At 57.0% G+C, this 20,580-nt stretch carries 20 protein-coding genes; 8 read left to right on the plus strand and 12 right to left on the minus strand.

The window, feature by feature from the left end:
• Positions 1 to 57: 57 nt before the first annotated feature.
• Both BJP61_RS15650 and lipA read left to right on the plus strand, forming a co-directional pair.
• Positions 58 to 1,053, plus strand: a complete 996-nt coding sequence (locus tag BJP61_RS15650) for a YbeF family transcriptional regulator (RefSeq protein WP_038864164.1) — start codon at positions 58 to 60, stop codon at positions 1,051 to 1,053.
• Positions 1,054 to 1,244: 191 nt separating this feature from the next.
• Positions 1,245 to 2,210 (plus strand): lipoyl synthase, encoded by a 966-nt coding sequence (lipA, locus tag BJP61_RS15655; RefSeq protein WP_038864168.1) that lies wholly within the window; start codon positions 1,245 to 1,247, stop codon positions 2,208 to 2,210.
• Between the two features lie 89 nt (positions 2,211 to 2,299).
• Here the strand turns inward: lipA and tatE are convergent, their stop codons facing one another.
• Entirely contained in the window at positions 2,300 to 2,503 is a 204-nt protein-coding gene (gene tatE / locus BJP61_RS15660) for a twin-arginine translocase subunit TatE (protein ID WP_038864170.1), read from the minus strand.
• A 126-nt stretch (positions 2,504 to 2,629) separates the two neighbouring features.
• A complete protein-coding gene (locus BJP61_RS15665) occupies positions 2,630 to 3,418 on the minus strand; it encodes a deaminated glutathione amidase (RefSeq protein WP_161581109.1) in 789 nt (262 codons plus the stop codon).
• A gap of 85 nt (positions 3,419 to 3,503) precedes the next feature.
• On the opposite strand from BJP61_RS15665, the gene crcB reads away from it, so the two are divergent.
• Positions 3,504 to 3,887: a fluoride efflux transporter CrcB gene (gene crcB, locus BJP61_RS15670; protein WP_038864172.1), complete on the plus strand. Its 384-nt coding sequence runs from the start codon at positions 3,504 to 3,506 to the stop codon at positions 3,885 to 3,887.
• A 228-nt stretch (positions 3,888 to 4,115) separates the two neighbouring features.
• On the opposite strand, the gene cspE is transcribed toward crcB, so the two are convergent.
• Together cspE and pagP are read right to left on the minus strand one after the other, a co-directional pair.
• Positions 4,116 to 4,325 (minus strand): transcription antiterminator/RNA stability regulator CspE, encoded by a 210-nt coding sequence (cspE, locus tag BJP61_RS15675; protein ID WP_002439184.1) that lies wholly within the window; start codon positions 4,323 to 4,325, stop codon positions 4,116 to 4,118.
• A 190-nt stretch (positions 4,326 to 4,515) separates the two neighbouring features.
• Positions 4,516 to 5,094 (minus strand): lipid IV(A) palmitoyltransferase PagP, encoded by a 579-nt coding sequence (gene pagP, locus BJP61_RS15680; RefSeq protein WP_075192204.1) that lies wholly within the window; start codon positions 5,092 to 5,094, stop codon positions 4,516 to 4,518.
• Positions 5,095 to 5,583: 489 nt separating this feature from the next.
• Here pagP and dcuC point away from each other — a divergent pair, with 489 nt between their 5' ends.
• Positions 5,584 to 6,945 carry an anaerobic C4-dicarboxylate transporter DcuC gene (gene dcuC, locus BJP61_RS15685; RefSeq protein WP_038864175.1) on the plus strand — a complete coding sequence of 454 codons (1,362 nt, stop codon included), beginning with the start codon at positions 5,584 to 5,586 and terminating at the stop codon, positions 6,943 to 6,945.
• A gap of 107 nt (positions 6,946 to 7,052) precedes the next feature.
• A complete protein-coding gene (rna, locus tag BJP61_RS15690; RefSeq protein WP_038864176.1) occupies positions 7,053 to 7,859 on the plus strand; it encodes a ribonuclease I in 807 nt (268 codons plus the stop codon).
• A 19-nt stretch (positions 7,860 to 7,878) separates the two neighbouring features.
• On the opposite strand, the gene BJP61_RS15695 is transcribed toward rna, so the two are convergent.
• The 7 genes from BJP61_RS15695 to BJP61_RS15725 form a co-directional block, all read right to left on the minus strand.
• On the minus strand, positions 7,879 to 8,160 hold the full coding sequence (locus BJP61_RS15695) for a hypothetical protein (RefSeq protein ID WP_050568177.1): 282 nt from the start codon (positions 8,158 to 8,160) through the stop codon (positions 7,879 to 7,881).
• An 84-nt stretch (positions 8,161 to 8,244) separates the two neighbouring features.
• Entirely contained in the window at positions 8,245 to 9,921 is a 1,677-nt protein-coding gene (locus BJP61_RS15700) for an alpha-glucosidase (RefSeq protein ID WP_171998663.1), read from the minus strand.
• Positions 9,921 to 11,576 carry an alpha-glucosidase gene (locus BJP61_RS15705; protein ID WP_038864180.1) on the minus strand — a complete coding sequence of 552 codons (1,656 nt, stop codon included), beginning with the start codon at positions 11,574 to 11,576 and terminating at the stop codon, positions 9,921 to 9,923. The genes BJP61_RS15700 and BJP61_RS15705 overlap by 1 nt, the downstream gene beginning before the upstream one ends.
• Positions 11,577 to 11,585: 9 nt before the next feature.
• Positions 11,586 to 12,701 (minus strand): sn-glycerol-3-phosphate ABC transporter ATP-binding protein UgpC, encoded by a 1,116-nt coding sequence (ugpC, locus tag BJP61_RS15710; RefSeq protein WP_038864181.1) that lies wholly within the window; start codon positions 12,699 to 12,701, stop codon positions 11,586 to 11,588.
• Positions 12,702 to 12,704: 3 nt separating this feature from the next.
• Complete coding sequence (locus BJP61_RS15715) at positions 12,705 to 13,550, minus strand: carbohydrate ABC transporter permease (RefSeq protein ID WP_038864183.1); 846 nt, start codon at positions 13,548 to 13,550, stop codon at positions 12,705 to 12,707.
• A complete protein-coding gene (locus BJP61_RS15720; RefSeq protein ID WP_038864187.1) occupies positions 13,550 to 14,503 on the minus strand; it encodes a sugar ABC transporter permease in 954 nt (317 codons plus the stop codon). The genes BJP61_RS15715 and BJP61_RS15720 overlap by 1 nt, the downstream gene beginning before the upstream one ends.
• A gap of 214 nt (positions 14,504 to 14,717) precedes the next feature.
• Positions 14,718 to 15,983, minus strand: a complete 1,266-nt coding sequence (locus BJP61_RS15725) for an ABC transporter substrate-binding protein (RefSeq protein WP_171998664.1) — start codon at positions 15,981 to 15,983, stop codon at positions 14,718 to 14,720.
• Positions 15,984 to 16,374: 391 nt separating this feature from the next.
• On the opposite strand from BJP61_RS15725, the gene BJP61_RS15730 reads away from it, so the two are divergent.
• Both BJP61_RS15730 and rnk read left to right on the plus strand, forming a co-directional pair.
• Positions 16,375 to 17,751 carry a GntP family permease gene (locus tag BJP61_RS15730; protein WP_038864189.1) on the plus strand — a complete coding sequence of 459 codons (1,377 nt, stop codon included), beginning with the start codon at positions 16,375 to 16,377 and terminating at the stop codon, positions 17,749 to 17,751.
• Positions 17,752 to 17,902: 151 nt separating this feature from the next.
• The gene (rnk, locus tag BJP61_RS15735; RefSeq protein ID WP_075192201.1) at positions 17,903 to 18,313 is read left to right on the plus strand and encodes a nucleoside diphosphate kinase regulator; all 411 of its coding nucleotides are present in this window, start codon (positions 17,903 to 17,905) and stop codon (positions 18,311 to 18,313) included.
• Positions 18,314 to 18,378: 65 nt separating this feature from the next.
• On the opposite strand, the gene BJP61_RS15740 is transcribed toward rnk, so the two are convergent.
• Positions 18,379 to 19,611 (minus strand): zinc-dependent alcohol dehydrogenase, encoded by a 1,233-nt coding sequence (locus BJP61_RS15740; protein ID WP_038864191.1) that lies wholly within the window; start codon positions 19,609 to 19,611, stop codon positions 18,379 to 18,381.
• 241 nt (positions 19,612 to 19,852) lie between these two features.
• Between BJP61_RS15740 and uspG the strand changes: the two genes are divergently transcribed.
• A complete protein-coding gene (gene uspG / locus BJP61_RS15745; protein WP_038864192.1) occupies positions 19,853 to 20,281 on the plus strand; it encodes a universal stress protein UspG in 429 nt (142 codons plus the stop codon).
• Positions 20,282 to 20,580: the final 299 nt, after the last annotated feature.

The following is a 20,580-nucleotide window of genomic DNA, read 5'->3' on the forward strand; positions in this document are numbered from 1 at the left end:
GTTATTATAAATAGAACCTCTCTATTATTTGATTTATCTATACAGTTGGAGCGTAGCGTGGAATTGAACCATCCCCCTGAAAAACCTTCAGCCAAACAGGAAGATGACAGTAGACCGCAAATATTCCAGACTCTGCGAAATATCGATCTTAACCTGCTGACGATTTTCGAAGCCGTATACGTGCATAAAGGCATTGTCAACGCGGCCAGAGTACTGAACCTGACGCCATCGGCCATCAGCCAGTCTATTCAAAAACTGCGCCTGATATTTCCCGATCCGTTGTTTATTCGTAAGGGGCAAGGGGTCACGCCGACCGCTTACGCGACCCATATGCACGAATATATCAGTCAGGGACTGGAGTCTATTCTCGGCGCGCTGGATTTACAGGGCGAGCATGAAAAACAGCGCACCATTACTATCGCCACGTCCGCCTCGCTGGGCGCCCTGGTGATCCCGCAGATTTATCAGCAGATCCGCAAGGTGAATCCGCACTTACAAATCCGCAATATTCCCCTGCAGGACACCGAAACGCAGCTGAGCCAGTTCCAGACCGATCTGGTAGTCGACAGCGGCTCATGGTCCTCGCGCACGCTTAGTACGCACCTGCTCTTTAAGGATCGCGTCGCGGTGGTCTGCCGTCGCGGCCATCCGTGCAGCCGTACCGGTGAACCCGTCACGTCTGAAGATCTGCAAACCTGGGAACATACGTTTATTATGCTGCCCGGCGGCATGGTGAACGGCGTACGCAAGCAGATCAATACGTTACTGCCAGATCGAAACGTTTCGTTCAGCAGTTACAATATGGTTACTATCGCGTCCATCATCGGCAGCAGCGATTTAATCGGCTTTATGCCCGCACGTATATTCGCGTTATTTAAAGACAGCTTTGGACTTATTGAAGTAGAAAGCGATGTCGTAATTAAAGAAACTATCGACATTTCATTGCATTACAATAAATTCAGCCTGCGCGATCCGGTGGTACAGAATGTGATTGAAGCGATTGTGGAAGGGTTTGCCAGCAAAGCGGTTTCCGCTCACGCGTCGCCCTCATAACGGGCGACGGCTTAAGGGCACTAAATAACAACTATTTTACAAATTCTTCGGCAATTCGGGTGCCCTCAGGCTGATTCTGTGTGGCAGTAATGTTATACTGCGTGCCGTTAATTCAAAAATAGTTGATAAATACAACATTAGCTTGAATTTAAACGCTTTCCTTCGTTATCCGCAACTGGAACACGCACGCTATGAGTAAACCCATTGTGATGGAACGCGGTGTGAAATACCGCGATGCCGATAAAATGGCCCTTATCCCGGTTAAGAATGTGGCGACAGAGCGCGAGGCTTTGTTAAGAAAGCCGGAGTGGATGAAAATCAAACTCCCTGCCGACTCAACCCGCATTCAGGGTATCAAAGCGGCGATGCGCAAAAATGGCCTTCACTCAGTTTGTGAAGAGGCCTCCTGCCCGAACCTTGCGGAGTGTTTCAACCACGGCACCGCGACCTTTATGATCCTCGGCGCTATCTGCACGCGTCGCTGCCCGTTCTGCGACGTGGCCCACGGCCGCCCGGTGGCGCCGGATGCCAACGAGCCGCAGAAGCTCGCGCAAACCATCGCCGATATGGCGCTGCGCTACGTCGTTATCACGTCTGTGGATCGCGATGACCTGCGTGACGGCGGCGCTCAGCACTTTGCGGACTGCATCAGCGCAATCCGTGAAAAGAGCCCGACCATCAAAATCGAAACGCTGGTGCCTGATTTCCGCGGCCGTATGGACAAAGCGCTGGATATCCTCAACGCCACGCCGCCGGACGTGTTTAACCACAACCTGGAAAACGTGCCGCGTCTTTATCGTCAGGTGCGTCCAGGTGCCGATTACGCCTGGTCGCTGAAGCTGCTGGAGCGCTTTAAAGAAGCGCACCCGGAGATCCCGACCAAATCAGGGCTGATGGTCGGCCTTGGCGAAACTAACGCGGAAATTATTGAGGTTATGCGCGATCTGCGTGCACACGGCGTTACCATGCTGACGCTGGGCCAGTACCTGCAGCCGAGCCGTCACCACCTGCCGGTGCAGCGCTACGTCAGCCCGGACGAATTTGAAGAGATGAAAGCGGAAGCGCTCGCGATGGGCTTTACCCACGCCGCCTGCGGCCCGTTCGTGCGCTCGTCCTACCACGCCGATCTCCAGGCGAAAGGCGAAGAAGTCAAATAAACGCGTAATATTTCGTTACCGTCTGGCAATCGCCCACAAAAAAACCGGCTCATCAGAGGCCGGTTTTTTTATGCCGCAAGGGCCGGAGATTACTCTTTATGAGACAGACGTTCCGCCGGAGCGTCGGTCGCGGCAGGCGTTTTCGCGCCGGACTCATCGTCGTTCATCGCTTTTTTAAAGCCTTTAATCGCCGCGCCCAGGTCTCCCCCAAGCGTACGCAGTTTTTTGGTACCAAACAGCAGAACAACCAGTGCGGCGATCACAAGCAGTTTGGTAATACTAATTTCACCCATACTTACCTTCTTAGAAAATCTGGCGCCATTCGGCCATCTTAAAGACCGCACTTATTAACGGTCATTTCAGCCCGACACACAATAGCAATCTGTAACGAGATGAATCAAGCGCTGGATAAAAAAACATCAAAATAATTGCGGTGCCGCGAAACGGCGGTTTTTAAGCACCGGTAGCTGGGCGCGTACCTGCGCCACGCGCTGTGCCGATACCTCTGCGAAAATCAGGTCCGGGCCTTCTGCCGCTGCCGTGAGCGTCACGCCCAGCGGGTCAACGATACGGCTCTGTCCGATATTTCGGTTGCCGCATTCGCCGCTTGCGACCACATAACAGGTGGTATCCAGCGCTCTGGCCGCGAGCAGCGTGGCCCAGTGATGCTCTTTGAGCGGGCCGCGTACCCAGGCCGCCGGCAGCGCCAGCAACTCGGCGCCTGCGAGCGCCAGGCTGAGGGCCATTTCCGGAAAACGCAAATCGTAACAGGTCATCAGCCCCACATTCATACCCGCCACCTCAATTAGCGGCGGTATTGCATCGCCCGCGTCCACCAGACGCGACTCCTGCATCGCGAAGGCGTCATAGAGATGGAGCTTCTGGTATTGCGCGATAATTTCGCCTCCACGCAGCGCGATAAGCGTGTTGGCCGCTCTCCCCTCACGGGTGGGGATATGCAGCGTCAGAAGCGTTGTGAGGCCGTTTCTGGCGCTCTCTTCGCGCAACCGACTGACATACTCGCCATTGAGTGCCTGGGCCGATTTTACCGACAGATCCGGGTCGTTATCGCTGCGGGCCATCAGCGCCTCCGGGAGTACCAGCAACGCGGCATCCTGACGGGCCGCATCCGCCATAAGCGTCACGCAGGTTAACGCGTTTTTTTGCCAGTCGGGGGTGACCGCGAACTGTCCCACCGCTACTTTCATCTGCGCCTCTCCTCGTTACGGTAGCCAGCGTGCCGTGGCTGGCGGTAAACTCTTCGCCTTACCAATAACATAATGGCGAATGCTCATGTTGAAAATTATGCTTGCGGTCTTTCTGGGCGGCGGCACCGGCAGCGTGCTGCGCTGGTGGCTTGGCCTGCGCCTGAACCCGGTCCATCACGCCATTCCGCTCGGCACACTGACGGCCAACCTGGCCGGCGCGTTTATCATCGGCGCAGGGCTTGCCTGGTTCAACCGGATGACGCATCTGGACCCGATGTGGAAACTTCTTATCACCACCGGCCTGTGCGGCGGCCTGACGACCTTTTCAACCTTTTCCGCAGAAGTGGTCTTTTTGCTTCAGGAAGGCCGTATCGGTTGGGCGGGGCTTAACGTCATGCTGAACCTGCTGGGCTCATTTATGATGACGGCGCTCGCATTCTGGCTCTTTTCGTCCGTGAACATGCGCTAAACGGCGTCTCGTTAATGTTAGCTTAATTTTTCTCTGCCACTATCGCCCCATTGTCTGGTGCGGAGGGGCTTATGAAAGCGCAAATGATGAGTTGGCTGGCGGTGTTGTTCAGCGTTCTGGTGGTCGGGTTTTTCCTGAAGAGCTTTCTGTTTTACTGAATAACGGTAAAACGGACAGGCATAAAAAAACCCGCTGAGTCAGCGGGTTTTGAAATTCTTGCTGTTGTAATTACAGAGCGATTACGTTAGCAGCAGAAGGGCCTTTGGCACCGTTAGTGATTTCGAACTCTACACGCTGACCTTCAGCCAGAGTTTTGAAACCATTGCTCTGGATCGCAGAGAAGTGTACGAACACGTCTTTGCTGCCATCTTCCGGAGTAATGAAACCGAATCCTTTGGATTCATTAAACCACTTAACGTTACCTTTAATCTTAGACATCAAAATTACCTTTACATGAAAAATCGACACAAATGCTGTGTCGGATATCAGTACATCAATTGTGGTGGCTTTTGTCCAGTCGAACTTTTAGAAAAAGTGATAAAAGTCGCGAACTTTTTTTGCCGTTGGGCTTGTGAGCCTTGTCTTCTCTGGCTTAGCGCATTTTCTTATGACTGAAAATATTTTGCGCTTAAAACTGTAACCGCAGCCAGGCGAAGTAAACGTTTCCGTTGTTGTAAGTGCCCGGGATGTACGTCATCTGGAACGTCGCCGGGCCGTAACCCACGGAAGCGAGCGGCAGCACCAGCGGAACAGGGATGTAATCCCAGTTATCGCGCGCCGTCACGCCGAGGGTATAGCCCAGCCCGACATGAAAGGCGTCATCAGGCAGCGGGCGCCATGTCGCCTCCCAGCCGTACCCGGCGATAGGCTCCCATTTGTTGTAGGAATCTTTAAACGCCATCACATACAGACCGTGCCAGTTGCCTTTCTCGTCCCAGCGCGATTTACCGATACCGGCTCCCCACGGGCGCTCGTTGTAGCGATCGGTTTTTTCTTTGTCGTAGGCAAAGCGCGCATGCCAGGTAATGGCAGGCACATAGAGATCCACATGCTGCGGCTCGTTCCACGTCTCGGCGATATTATCACCAAGCACAGAAGCCCAGGCTTTAACGGTGCGTGGCGCTTCCAGCGCCGAGGCATTCAGGGGAAACACAAACTGGCAGAAAAGCAGAAAAATTGTCAGAAAGGATTTATTAACTACGGTCACGTCTTAATTACCACTGTTAGTATGAAGCCATATTCTGGGCGATCGTGCCTCAATGAAGTCTTAACCAGATGTCGGTTGATTCCGAAAGCGAGCCCTCAGACTTACTACGCATGGTTTTTTCAGACGCTTCTGGCCTCTGAAATCGAATTGCACACTGTCAGAGCCACTTAAAAACCCCTGATTTCTTTATTCCTTGACGCGCCGGAATAATGCCTGTCAATAATCGCGATGCCCGCCACACCTTAACGCAAATTCCGTTTTGTACATGCCCTGCGCATTTTCGTTCATCGCTGTTAATCGGTTGCCTTATGCAAGTAATTAATTTATAAATACTTTATTTTCTTGCCCTTTGCCTTATCCACTAGCAGAGAGTTTATTGATATGTATCAGATAACACTCAGCGTAATTAAGGCACATTCCCCCGCATCTCGCCTGAGCCATACACCTATCGTCGCCAGGCTATTTTCCGGTCGCTCAACAGAGGCAATTATGGGAACAATTCTGGAACTCCTCACAGGAGCCGTGGTTATTGTGGGAGTCGCGCGTTATATCATTAAAGGTTATTCCGCCACCGGCGTGCTTTTTGTTGGCGGCCTGCTGCTGTTAATCATTAGCGCGCTAATGGGTCACGCGATATTACCGGCAAAAGAAACCAGTACCGGTTATGCCATCAGCGATATTTTTGAATACATTAAAATTCTGCTGATGAGCCGCGGCGGCGATCTCGGCATGATGATTATGATGCTCTGCGGTTTTGCGGCTTATATGACGCACACCGGCGCAAACGATATGGTCGTGAAACTCGCCTCGCGTCCGCTGCGTTATATCAACTCCCCTTACGTGCTGATGATTGCCGCCTATTTTGTCGCCTGCCTGATGTCGCTGGCCGTCTCATCCGCCACCGGGCTTGGCGTACTCCTGATGGCCACGCTGTTTCCGGTAATGGTGAACGTCGGCATCAGCCGCGGCGCGGCGGCGGCCATCTGCGCCTCTCCGGCGGCGATTATCCTCTCACCCACCTCCGGTGATGTGGTGCTGGCCGCTCAGGCCTCTGAGATGCCGCTTATCGATTTCGCCTTTAAAACCACGCTGCCCATCTCCATCGCCGCGATTATCAGCATGGCGATCGCGCACTTCTTCTGGCAGCGCTGGCTGGATAAAAAAGAGCAGGTCAGCCATGAAATGCTCGACGTAAACGATATTAAAACCCATGCGCCCGCGTTTTACGCCATCCTGCCGTTCAGTCCTATCATCGGCGTGCTGATTTTTGATGGTAAATGGGGTCCGCAGTTGCACATCATCACCATTCTCGTGATCTGTATCGTGCTGACTGCCATTATTGAGTTCCTGCGCGGCTTTGACAGTAAAAAAGTCTTTGCCGGGCTGGAGGTCGCTTACCGGGGCATGGCGGACGCCTTCGCGGGCGTCGTCATTCTGCTGGTGGCCGCCGGGGTTTTCGCCCAGGGCCTCAGCACCATCGGCTTTATTCAGAGCCTGATCTCTGTCGCCACCTCCTTTGGCTCCGCCAGTATTATTCTGATGCTGGTGCTGGTCACGCTCACTATGCTTGCCGCGATGACCACCGGCTCCGGCAACGCGCCGTTCTATGCGTTTGTAGAGATGATCCCGAAGCTTGCCCACAGCGCCGGCATTAACCCGGCCTATCTGACTATCCCGATGCTTCAGGCCTCTAACCTGGGCCGTACGCTGTCGCCGGTTTCCGGCGTCGTGGTCGCGGTTGCCGGTATGGCGCAGATTTCGCCGTTTGAAGTAGTAAAACGCACTTCGGTGCCGGTGCTGGTTGGATTAATCGTCGTGATCCTCGCCACGCAACTGCTGGTGGCGGCATAATCTTCTGCCCTTAAGCGGAATCTGTCCGAAAAGCGCCCTCGCGGCGCTTTTTTTATGGTTAAATGACACATCTTTGTCATTTATCCCGTCGATTTCGGACCCATACCATGGTTAACAGGAAAGTTTTACTCGCCGCAGGCGCGCTGCTGGCGATGGCCGCGACAACCGCCGCCGCGCAGCCGCTGGAAGCGAAGCAGTATGGCGATTTCGATCGCTACGTGCTGGCGCTCTCCTGGCAGACTGGTTTTTGCCAGAGCATGCATGAGCGTCACCGCGACGAACCAACCGAATGCGCGCTGCAAAAAGAAGAAGACGATAAACGCAACTACCTGACGGTGCACGGCCTGTGGCCTGGCCTGCCGAAATCCATCGCCGCGCGCGGCGTCGACGATAAACGCTGGATGCGCTATGGCTGCGCCACGCGTCCTGTGCCGAATATGCCGCTCGCCCGCGCCGACAGAAAATGCCAGGCGGCGGAAACCGGCCTGTCGCTGGAAACGGCGGAGAAACTGAGTGAGACCATGCCTGGCGCGGGCGGCGACTCCTGCCTTGAACGCTACGAATATGCCAAGCACGGCGTCTGCTTTGGTTTTGATCCGGACGCCTATTTCGGCACGATGGTCCGCATGAACAACGAGATCAAGCAGAGTCCGCTGGGCGCGTTTCTGGCGGCCAACTACGGCAAAGCGGTGAGTCGTCAGGCGTTTGATACTGCCGTCGCCAAAGCCTTTGGACGTCAGAGCGTGCGTGCAGTCAAACTCACCTGCAACGGTAACCCGGCCTATCTCACCGAAATGCAGATCTCGCTGAACGCCGCGCAGATCAACGCGCCGCTCAGCGCCGACGCGTTCGCGCCGCAGCCGCATCCGGGCAACTGTGGGAAAAACTTTATCCTTGATACCGTCGGGTATTAAGCCATCCGCGCGAGCGCGATTATTCGTTGCGCTCGCGCCATTCGCGGATCATCTCCTCGGTCACCTCACGTTTGTAACAGACTGGCGAAGCGCCCCCTTCCCGGCTCCACGCGCTGCGCCCGCCGCAGGCACGACCGTTACGCATCGTGTTATAAGGGCACGGGCAATTGCCGGAATAATTGTCAATCTCCTCCTGAATAATCTGCTCTTTGACCTGATCGTCGCTTAATGCCGCAAGCGCCGGGGATACCTGCCACATTGCCAGTAACGCCAGCGCGGCCAGAACGGTTTTACGCATCATCATTTGCATCCATGTAAAAAAATCGCGCCATTGTGGCGCGATCTGTCTTCCAAAAAATGCTGTTACGTCACAGGTTGACGCGCGTTATGTCGCCAGTTTATACACCCGCGCCTCCCAGGCTTTCAGGCGATGCCCCTCCGGACCCTCGCTGAAATTGGCGAGCAGGCAGGTAGCGCCGTCAAGCGACAGCGCCTGCGCCTCCCATTCCGCAGCCTTGCCGGAGAGGTTACAGAGCACCACCACGCGCTCCTCGCCCAGCGTGCGTCCATAAGCGTAAATCTGCTCATGATCGTCAAGCAGCGGCTCGTAACGCCCGTAGATCAGCGCCGGTTCGCGCTTACGCAGGTGGATCATCTGCCGATAAAAATTGAGCACCGAATGCGGGTCGTGCTGCTGGCTTTCGACATTGATCATCTCGTAGTTCGGGTTCACCTTCAGCCACGGCTCGTGAGTGCTGAAACCGGCGTACGGCGACGCGTCCCACTGCATCGGCGTGCGTGAGTTATCGCGCCCGGTGCGCGTCAGGAATTCGACAATGTCTTCTTCGCTCATGCCCTGATCTCGCAGATCGCGCGCTTTGTTATGCGCCGAGACGTCGTCGAAATCGTCAAGGCTCGCAAACCGCGTATTGGTCATGCCGATTTCCTGGCCCTGATAGATAAACGGCGTGCCCTGCATCAGAAAATACATCGCCGCAATACAGGTCGCGCTCTCGCGCCAGTGGCGTTCAGTATCGCCCCAGCGTGAAACCACCCGCGTCACATCGTGGTTTTCCACGTACAGCGCGTTCCACCCCTTGCCTTCCAGCGCCTGCTGCCAGCTGGTGAAGATATTACGCAGCACGGCGGGTGTCGGTCGCAGGCCCGCCTGCGGCTCCCAGAGCCGGACATGTTCGAACTGAAACACCATATTGAGCCGTCCGCGGTTCTCCCCCACCCACTCTTCCGCGTGATCCGCATCCAGCCCGTTCATCTCGCCCACCGTCACGATGTCGTAATGGTTAAAGACGTTGCGGCAGATATCGTCCACATAATCCAGCAGGCCGTCGTAGTTAAGGTGCGCCACCATCGACGGCGCATACGGCAGTTTGTCCGGGTTCGGCACATCGCTGAGCGTCGGCTCCTTTTTCATATGCGCGATGGCGTCAATGCGAAAACCGTCGATGCCCTTATCGAGCCACCAGCGCATCATGTCGTAGACGGCGGCGCGCATCTCGTGATTTTCCCAGTTGAGATCTGGCTGGCGGCTGCTGAACAGGTGCATGAAATACTGGCCGGTCACCTCATCACGCTTCCATGCCGAGCCGCTGAAGATAGATTCCCAGTTATTCGGCTCGGCGCCGTCTTTGCCATCGCGCCAGATATACCAGTCGCGTTTCGGGTTATCTTTCGATGAGCGCGACTCCAGAAACCACGGATGCTCGTCAGAAGTGTGGTTGACGACGAGATCGAGAATAAGCCGCATCCCGCGCTGATGTACGCCCGCAAGCAGCCGGTCAAAATCGGCCATTGTGCCGAATTCCGCCATGATCCCCTGATAGTCGCTGATGTCGTAGCCGTTATCGTCGTTGGGCGATGGATACATCGGGCAGATCCAGATAAGGTCGATGCCGAGATCTTTCAGGTAGTCGAGCTTCTCGATAATCCCGTTCAGATCGCCGATACCGTCGCCGTTGCTGTCTTTAAAGCTGCGCGGATAAATCTGGTAGGCCGTCGCCTCTTTCCACCAGCGGCCTTTTACCTGCGTCGTTGCCTCAATCATTACCCCTCCTGATGAATTAACAGCGCGAAAGATTCATAAGGTTGCAGCTCCAGGCTCACGGCGAGCTGGTCGCGCGGCGCGTAGTTGCTGATAAGGCACTCGCCGTGCCACGCCTGCATCGCTTCCGGAATGGGCAACGTAATGGCGTTGCCGAAGAAGTTGTTAATCACCAGCAGCGTGTCGCCCTCGTAGCGGCGCACCCAGGCGAACACTTCAGGATGTTCGGCAAACAGCATCTGATAATCGCCGTAAACCAGAATCGGGTACTGTTTACGCAGCGCCACCAGCTTTTGATAGTGCCAGAGAATAGAGTCAGGCTCGGCCAGCGCCTGGGCGACGTTTATCTCACGATAGTTCGGGTTAACGCCAAGCCACGGCATACCGGTGGTAAAACCGCCGTGCGGGCTGTCGTCCCACTGCATTGGCGTGCGGGCGTTATCGCGTCCGTTGGCGTAAATACCGGTCATCATCTCGTCATGCGTCAGGCCGCCGGCGATAAGCTCGCGATAAAAATTGAGGCTCTCAATGTCGCGGTACTCTTCAATGGTGGAGTAACGCACATTGGTCATGCCTATCTCTTCGCCCTGATAGATATAGGGCGTACCGCGCAGGCAGTGGAGCGCGGTGGCAAGCATTTTGGCCGACACCTCGCGGAATTCGCCGTCGTTGCCGAATTTCGACACCGCGCGCGGCAGGTCATGGTTACTCCAGAACAGCGAGTTCCAGCCGCGGTCGGCGAGCGCCGTCTGCCATTTGTCGATAACCGCCTTAAAACGCGACAGCTCGAACGGCTTACTGCGCCATTTGCCGGCTTTTTCGTCCCAGGTCTGCTTGATATGCTCAAACTGAAACACCATCGACAGCTCCTGGCGCGCCGGGTCGCTGTAGAGCAGCGCATCTTCCGGCGTGGCGCTCCAGGCTTCACCCACAGTCAGCGAATCGCGCGGGCCGAAGGTCGCCTCGTTCATCTGGCGCAGCAGCACATGCAGGTGCTTGCCGTTCGCCATGATCTGTCGGTCAACCTCTTTACCGATAAGATCGATAACATCCATGCGAAAGCCGCCGATGCCTTTATCGAGCCAGCGGTTCATCATCGCGTGGATCTCCTCCTGCACCCGTGGATTTTCCCAGTTGAGATCCGGCTGGCGCACCGAAAACTGATGCAGATAATATTCGCCGCTCGCCTCGTCATAGGCCCAGCCGCTGCCGCCAAAGTGCGAGCGATAGTCATTGGGCGGGCCGCCGTCCGGCGCCGGTTTGCGCCAGATATAGAAGTCGCGGTACGGGTTATCTTTGCCCTTTCTCGCCTCGATAAACCACGGGTGTTCATCCGAGGTGTGGTTCACCACCAGATCCATCAGGATATAAATATCGCGCGCTTTCGCTTCATGAATCAGCTGCTCCATTTCCGCCATCGTGCCGAACTCGGCGGCGATATCATCGTAATCCGAGATATCGTAGCCGTTATCGTCCATCGGGGATTTGTAGACCGGCGAGAGCCAGATAAGGTTGATGCCAAGCTGTTGCAGATAGTCGAGTTTGCTGATGATCCCGGCCAGGTCACCCACGCCGTCGCCGTTGGCGTCCATAAAGCTGCGCGGGTAGATCTGATAGACCACCGCGTTGTGCCACCACTTCTTGTCGATTGCTTTCATCACGCTCCCTTAGTGCTGGTTTTTCGGGCCGCTGAGCCGTACAAACGCCCTGCCCGCGCTGTCGAAAAGATAACAGTGTTCCGGTGGGAGTTTCAGGCCCAGATGGTGCTCCGGCCGTATCTCCAGCCTCTCAGTATGGCGCATGACCAGCGGTTCTGCGCCATAACCGCCGTTGACGTAAATCAGGGTCTCATTGCCCATATGTTCGACGAACAGCACCTCCCCCTCCACGTCCGCTTTGGCAAGCGTCATTATCCCGACATGCTCGGGGCGAATGCCGAGCTGCACCGCGTCGCCTTCCTTGCCCGCTTGCGCCTGTATCGGCAGCGTCAGCCGCAGCCCGTTTTCCAGCTCCACTTCGCAGGCGTGCTCCATAATGCGCAGCATTTTGCCGGGGATCAGATTCATCTTTGGCGAGCCGATAAACTGCGCCACAAAGACGTTGGCAGGCGTATCGTAGAGCTCAAGCGGCGAGCCGACCTGTTCAATCTGGCCCTGGTTAAGCACCACGATGCGATCAGCGAGCGTCATCGCCTCCACCTGATCGTGAGTGACATAGAGAATGGTCGCGTTGATACGCTTATGCAGCGCCGCTATCTCCATACGCATCTGCACACGCAGCGAAGCATCAAGGTTCGAGAGCGGTTCATCAAAGAGAAACAGGCTCGGCTCACGCACAATCGCCCGGCCTATCGCCACGCGCTGGCGCTGACCGCCGGAGAGATCTTTCGGACGACGATCCAGCAGATGCTCCAGCTGTAAAATCCGCGCGCTTTCACGCACCCGCTCGTCGATTGCCTTTTCAGGCACTTTCGCCATTTCGAGCGCGAAGGCCATATTCTGGTACACGGTCATGTGTGGATAGAGCGCATAGGACTGGAACACCATGCCGATGCCGCGATCGGAGGGCGAATCGTCGTTTACCCGCAGATCGTCGATATACATATCGCCATCGGTAATCTCCTCAAGCCCTGCCACCAGGCGCAGGAGCGTCGATTTGCCGCAGCCGGACGGCCCGACCACCACTACAAACTCTCCGCTGTTAATCTGTAAATCGAGCGGCTTTATCACCTCGGCATGAGAGCCGTAGCGTTTCTGCACTTTTTCTAACCGGAGTTGCGCCATGATTTACCCCTTTATCGCCCCGCTGGTGAGCCCGCTGACAATACGTTTCTGGAAAATCAGCACCAGAATAATAATCGGCAGCGTCACCACCACTGACGCGGCCATAATGCTGCCCCACGGCAGCTCGTAGCTCGACGCGCCGCTGAACATGCTGATGGCGACGGGCACGGTGCGCTTGTCGCCGGAGATAATAAACGTCAGCGCGAACATAAATTCATTCCACGCGCCGATAAACGCCAGTAGCCCGGTCGTCACCAGCGCGGGCGCCAGTACCGGGGCGAACACGCGTCGAATAATGGTGCCGGTTGTCGCGCCGTCAACGATAGCCGCCTCCTCCAGCTCCACCGGAATCGACTTCATAAACGTGGTCAGCACCCAGACGGTAAACGGCAACGAGAAGGTGGTGTAGGAGATAACCAGCGCGCCGAGCGAATCATACAGCCCGAGAAAGCGCACCAGTTCGAACATGCCGGTCAGCACCGCCACCTGCGGAAACATCGAGACGCACAGAATGGTGAACAGCAGCACGCGCCGCCCACGAAACGGCACGCGCGCCAGCGCGAACGCGGCGGTCACCGACACCAGCAGACACAGCCCTACCGTCACCACCGCCACCAGCACGGAATTCAGCAGGCTGCGGGCGATGCCGTTATCCACCAGCGCGACCACATAGTTATCCCAGTGCCAGCCGGTCGGGAAATAGGCCGGGGTAAACAGCTCCTGGCCTGCGCGCAGCGAAGTAATAATCGCGTAGTAAAAGGGAAAAACGCAGAACAGACAGGCCATCAGCGCGCCGATAAAAATCACCGCTTTATGCCCTGCCCTGCGCTGCCCGCGCGTGATTTTCATCAGTTCTTCTCCTTGTCGTTTAAACGCGCGACGCGGATAAAGCAGGCCGCGATGCCCGCCACCATCATAAATACCAGCACCGACGCCGCGGAGCCCATGCCCATATCCTGATAAGAGACAATCTGCTCGCGGGCGTAGCCAGAAATCGACATCGTCGCCTCGCTGTTGGAGGTCAGCACGTAGATGAGGTCAAAGATGCGCATCGAATCCATGACGCGGAAAATCAGCGCCACGACCAGCGCTGGCATAATGAGCGGCAGCGTAATGCGCTTAAAGCGCTGCCAGGGGCTTGCGCCGTCCACTTTCGCCGCCTCGTAGAGATCCGCCGGGATAAGCTGTAGCGCCGCCAGCAGCATCAGGGCCATAAACGGCGTGGTTTTCCAGACGTCGGCAATCACCACCGCCCACATGGAGAGCGACGGCTCGGCAATCCAGGCGAGGTGTGACGGCAGACCGATTTTGCCGAGCAGATCGTTCACCACGCCATATTGGTCGTGGAACATCCAGCCCCACATTTTGGCGCTGACGATAGTCGGAATGGCCCACGGAATGAGAATGGCGGTGCGCACCAGCCCCTGACCGCGAAATTTCTCGTTCATCAGCAGGGCCAGCAGCATGCCGAGCAGCAGCTCCAGCGCCACCGAGGTGAAGGTAAACCACAGCGTATTGCCTACCGCCTGCCACCAGAGCGGGTCGCTCAGCACGCCGATGCTGACGCCATCCTGACGCGCAAAATAGTTGGCGACGCCGACCATCTGATAGTCCTGCGGCGCGTCGAGCATGGCGTTAGTGAAGCTGAACCAGATAGTGCGCGCGAGCGGCCAGCCCGCCGCCAGCGCCAGCAGGATCAGCGAGGGCAGCACAAGCCCCCACGCCACGCGGCGACGGCGCTGATGCCAGGAGACCTTGTGCCGCCGGGCTGTCGGCGGCTGCGTAAGGCTATCGGATTTCATAAGCGCTCCGTTGAGCATGTTGACGGACACGACGGTATTGCCCTCGCTCCGGCTTTCTTCGCGCAGGCGCGAGGGGAAATTCGTTCCCTGTGTGGCGGCGTTTATCAGGTTTGAATGGCGGGGGCGCGCCGCTTACCCGCCCTGCGACACGCAGTTTCGTCACGTGCAGAGCGGGTAAGCAAAGCGCACCCGCCCCCACATCGTTATCCCGCCTTTACCGCCAGCCGGTGCCCTTTGCGCGCGTCAGGCGTTTTTGCAGATCCGCGGTGGCTTTCTTGCCATCCTCTTTGCCGTTCAGCACGCTAAAGGTCACGTTGAACACCGCGTTCGACACGCGCGGATACTGGGCTTTCGTCACCGTCGCCGGTCGCGGCACCGCCTGGGCGAAGATATCGCGGAACTGGGTCAGCTCCGGCGCAATCGCCAGCACGTCTTTGTTTTCATAAAGCGCGACGCGCGTCGGCGCGTGACCGAGGATTTTCAGGCGCGTGGTTTGCGAGTCGTCGTCGCTTAAGATTTTCAGCAGCGCAATAGCGGCTTGCGGGTTTTTAGTATTGGCGTTAATCGACCACTGCCAGCCGCCGAGCGTCGTCGCCTGACGCCCGTCCGGCCCGGCAGGCAGTTGCATCACGCCCACCTTGCCTTTCAGCGGACTGTCATCCGCCTGCGACAACTGCCAGACGTAAGGCCAGTTGCGCATAAACAGCGCATCGCCATTCTGGAACACCGTGCGCGACTCTTCTTCTTTGTAGCCCAGCACGCCCTTCGGCGTTATCTTACCCATCCAGCCGCGCGCCATATCGAACGCCTGCGCCGCTTTCGGATTGTTAATGGTCACGTTCCCTTTTTCGTCGATAAACGTGCCGCCGCCATAGGAATCGACCCACTCCAGCGCATTGCAGGTCAGCCCTTCATATGATTTGCCCTGGAAGATGTATCCCCAGAAATTTTTATGCCCCGCCTTGCGCTCTTCCGCCTGGATTTTGGTGGCGATACGCGTCATCTCGTCCCACGTTTTCGGCGGCTGCTCTTTATATTTCTCCAGTAAGTCTTTGCGATAAAACAGTACGCCGGTGTCGATATATGACGGCACCGCTTTCAGGCGTCCATTCACGGTGTTGTTCTTCCAGGGCCCCGGGAAAAACTCTTTTTCCATCCCCCCCATGGCATCGGTGAGATCGAGCGTCTGCTTATCAAGCAGGCCAATCCAGATGGTGTCGGACTGAAACACATCCACCGCTTTTTCATCTTTGGCGGCGAACAGCTGTTGCAGCAGCGCCAGCTTTTCATCCGAGGCGGCCGGGAATTCGATAAATTCGAGCTGGTTGCCCGTCTGCTTCTCAAAGCGTTCTTTGATGTACTGGCAGTACTGTTTGCCACCGGGAGAGACGGGACATTCCATGCGCAGGGTATCGGCAAAGGCGAAATGGCTGGTGCCCGCCAGCGCCACGGTCAGAAACGTGAAGGTGAGCTTTTTCATGATGTCCTCTTATGCACTGATCAGGGTCCGGTGGCGTTGCGCCGCCGTATACAGCGCGATGTACGGCAAATCATCACGATCCTAAGCTAGTTAACGACAGACCAAAGCGACAACTTCGTGGCCACTTCACAACAAAAAAGCTCGATATAGCCAACAAATCTGGCGATTTAGTGAAAAAAATGCGCCGGAAAATTTGACAGACGCGTCAGGCGGGATATGCATCGTCAGGCTCCGCGAAAGCGGGAGTTTGACGGTGATCTCAAAATGTTAATAAATATGACACCCCCTGTTTACAACCCTCCGCATGTTACCAGTATCATGTTACCGGTATCAGTGAGAAAACCGCCGACCAGGCTACGGTTTCACTGTACCCATGTTGAGGACAATAACGATGACAGAAACCACTTACGCTTATGGCGCCGGTACGCTGCTGGGCATTGCCGCCTGTGCCGTCGTGCTGCTGCTGGTACTTATCATGCGCTTTAAAGTGCATGCTTTTCTTGCTCTTACCCTGGTCAGTATCGTTGTGGCGCTGTTGACCAAAGTGCCGTTTGATAAAGTTGTGCCCACGCTGCTGACCGGTTTTGGCAGCACGCTCGCGGGCGTCGCGCTGCTGGTGGGACTCGGCGCGATGATAGGCCGTATGCTGGAGATCTCCGGCGGTGCGAAAGTGCTGGCCGACACGCTTATCAATAAATTTGGCGAACACCGCGCGCCGTTCGCGCTGGGCGTCGCCTCGCTGCTGTTCGGCTTCCCGATTTTCTTCGACGCAGGTCTGGTGGTGATGCTGCCGATTATCTTCAGCGTGGCGAAACGTTTTGGTGGCTCGACGCTGAAATACGCCTTCCCGGCGGCGGGCGCGTTCGCCGCCATGCATGCGCTGGTGCCGCCGCATCCAGGCCCGGTTGCCGCCAGCGAACTGCTGGGCGCTAATATCGGCCTGCTGGTGATCGTGGGGCTGATTATCGCGATCCCCACCTGGTATTTCGGCGGCTATCTCTATGGGCAGTACGCCGGTAAGAAATTCGATATCAAACTGCCCTCGTCTTTCCTTGGCGAAGTGGAAGCCGACCCGACGCACCGCCCGCCGTCATTTGGCATGGTGCTGGCCATTCTGCTGCTGCCGCTGGCGCTCATCTTCCTGGATACGGGCCTCAACACCGCCAAAGTGCTGGGCTGGGTCAGCGCCGATAATAGCGTGGTGAACTTCCTGCGTATGCTCGGCAAAACCCCGGTGGCGCTGCTGATCACCGTGTTTTTCGCGCTGATGGTATTTAGCCGCAACCACAGCCGCCAGCATCTGGAGAAAGTCTGCGACGGCGCGCTCGGACCTATCTGCGGGATTATCCTTGTGACCGGCGCGGGCGGCATGTTCGGCGGCGTGCTGCGCGCAAGCGGCATCGGCGACGCGCTGGCGGGCGTACTCTCTGATACCGGCATGCCGGTTATCCTGGCAGCGTTTGTTATCTCTACCGCGCTTCGCGTGGCGCAAGGGTCGGCGACCGTCGCGCTGACTACCACCGCCGCGCTGGTCGCGCCGATGGTGCAGGCGACGCCAGGCTTAAGCCAGTTCGACCTCTGCTTTATCGTTATCGCTATCGCGGGCGGCGCGACGGTGCTTTCACACGTCAACGACTCCGGTTTCTGGCTGGTGGGCCGTTTCCTTGAGATGGATGAGAAAACGACGCTGAAAACCTGGACCGTGATGGAAACCCTGCTGGGCACTATCGCCTTCCTGCTGGCGACGGTGGGCAGCATCCTGCTTTAAGCCCCGTTTCGTGACCCAGGTCACTTCAAACGGCGCGCAAGGCTGAGTATCATCCCCTGACGCGGACCCTCATCGTTTTGACGGTGAGGGTTTTTCTTTGGACGCTTGTTAGCGGCGAAACGCTGCCTGATTCAACGACATGGAGTAAGAAATGTCCCGACCTGCCCTTATCATCAACGAACTCGATGCCGAACGTCTCGATAGCCTGCTGGAACAGCCCGCGTTCGCGCGTCTGCCGGTCGCCGACGCGCTGAACGATGAGCTGGATCGCGCCCGGATGGTCAGCCCGCAGGCGATGCCGCAGGATGTGGTGACGATGAACAGCCGGGTGAAATTCCGCGATCTGGCGAGTGGTGAAACATACGAGCGGCAGCTGGTTTACCCGCAGCTTGCAGGCAGCAACGACGGCGCGCTGTCGGTGATGGCGCCAGTGGGCGCGGCGCTGCTGGGGCTGCGCGTGGGCGACGCCATCCGCTGGCCGTTGCCGGACGGCAGCGAAACGCATATCGAAGTGCTGGAACTGCTCTACCAGCCGGAAGCGGCGGGCGAATATCACCGCTAAGCCCGCATGGCGGCAAAAAACAAGAGGATGCTCCGGCATCCTCTTTCTGTTTATGCGCGACGCGTTTACGGCTGCAATGGCGCGTTCATCAGCGCGGTGACTTTATCGCGCGCGGCCTCCGGCGTTGCGGCGCCCGGCACCAGAATCACCTTGCGGCACTCCTCTTCTCGCTTCTCGAAAATCTTATAGCCGCGCGCGGCGTCTTCGAGCGGCAGATAGTGCGTCACTATCTCCTCCGGTGTCAGCAGCCCTTGCTCGATAAGCGGCAGCAGCTCCGGCAGGAACGCATGCACATGCGTCTGGCCCATTTTGAAGCTGATGCCTTTATCAAACGCATCGCCAAACAGGAAGCCGTGGATAAAGCCCGCGTACACGCCCGGCACGCTCACCACGCCGCCGCGGCGCACCGCCGCGATGCACTGGCGCAGCGCTTTGCCGCTGCTGCCTTCGATTTTGAGATTCGACAGCACGGTTTCTGTCAGGCTGCCTTTGGCTTCGAAGCCAACCGCATCAATGACCGCGTCCACGCCGCGGTTGCCCGGCGTGTTTTCGATAATGAACGCCGCCGGATCGTCGTTGTCGTCAAAATTGATCGGGATAACGCCGTAGCGCTCTTTGGCAAACGCGAGACGATAGTCGTTATGGTCGACCATAAAAATCTGCTCGGCCCCCATCAGCCGCGCGCAGGCGGCGCTCAGAAGCCCGACCGGGCCTGCGCCGTAAATCGCTACCTGCGAGCCCTTCTGCACTTGGCCGTTCTTCACGGCCTGCCAGGCGGTCGGCAGAATGTCAGAGAGGAACAGCGCTTTATCGTCGGAGAGCACCGGCGGCACCCTGAACGGCCCGACATTGCCCTTCGGCACGCGGACATATTCCGCCTGGCCGCCCGGGATGCCGCCATAGAGGTGGCTGTAGCCAAACAGCGCGGCGGGCGCCGGGATCTGTTTTTTATTCAGCGCCGCGCCGGTGCCTTTGTTGGTGGTCTCACAGGCGGAATATTGCTGCAGCTTGCAGAAAAAACACTCCCCGCAGGCGATAACAAACGGGATCACTACACGGTCGCCACGGCGGATATCTTTCACCGCGCTGCCGGTTTCCACCACTTCGCCCATAAATTCATGGCCGAAAATATCGCCATGATGCACCTGCGGAATTTTGCCGCGATAGAGGTGTAAATCGGAACCGCAAATCGCGGTGGCCGTGACGCGCAGAATAATGTCGTCCTGCGCCTCGATAATCGGGTCCGGGACATTTTCAACTTTAACGTTATGCGGCCCGTGGTAGGTTAACGCCTTCATTACGACCTCCTGGCAGAGAGTAAAAAGAGACAGGTTCCAGTGCGAAAGTTCATCTGGTCTACACCAAGGGTAGACCGGATGGCCCGCCCGCCGCGGGATCGGCTCGTGGCGCGGCGGCTTTGAGAGTTTTCCTGGCAAAGCTGCGGTGTAAAAAAGGACAAATTTGTCGGGCGGCTAAAATTATCCGCTCAAAAAATATGGTTTTATGCAGGCGTTGATAACCGCTAAAGGAGGAGTGACGATGTACAACACTATTCTGATGCCTGTTGATGTGTTTGAACTGGAACTGAGCGACAAAGCGATTGCCCATGCGGAGTTTCTGGCGCAGCAGGCTGGGATTATTCATCTGCTACATGTATTGCCCGGCTCGGCCAACCTGAGCCTCCACCGCTTCGCCGCCGATATCCGCCGGTTTGAAGAACATCTTGAAGCCGAGGCGAATGCGCGCCTGCAAACCCTGAAGCACCATTTCACCCTGCCGGAAGACCGTCTGCGCAGCCATATCCGGTTCGGCAGCGTGCGCGATGAAGTTAACGCGATGGCGAAAGAGTTACGCGCCGACGTGGTGGTCATCGGTTCGCGCGATCCGTCGATAAGCACCCACCTGTTAGGCTCAAACGCCTCAAGCGTGGTGCGCCACGCCCATGTGCCGGTTTTTGTGGTGCGGTAATGCCTGCGCATACATGGCGCGTGATTTGAGGCTAAATGGCGGGTGCGCTGGCGTTTACCCGCCCTGCGTTGACGTTAAACCCTCTTTCACGAGCGGGATCATGTTAACTGGCGCGCAAGGCTCAGTATTATTCCTACCCATGACCCCCTGAAACCCTTGAACCGGAGCGCTCGCAGCGGCAGAGAGGTCATGACGGCCCCTCGTGAAGTAAACGTTTTAACGATAAACAGGGATGAATAACGAAGCCGCACCCACCGCGCGCCAATAAAAAAGCCGCCCTTGCAGGCGGCTTTTACGCA

The sequence above is a fragment of the Cronobacter sp. JZ38 genome (assembly GCF_008932145.1).
GTDB classification, from domain to species: domain Bacteria; phylum Pseudomonadota; class Gammaproteobacteria; order Enterobacterales; family Enterobacteriaceae; genus Cronobacter; species Cronobacter muytjensii.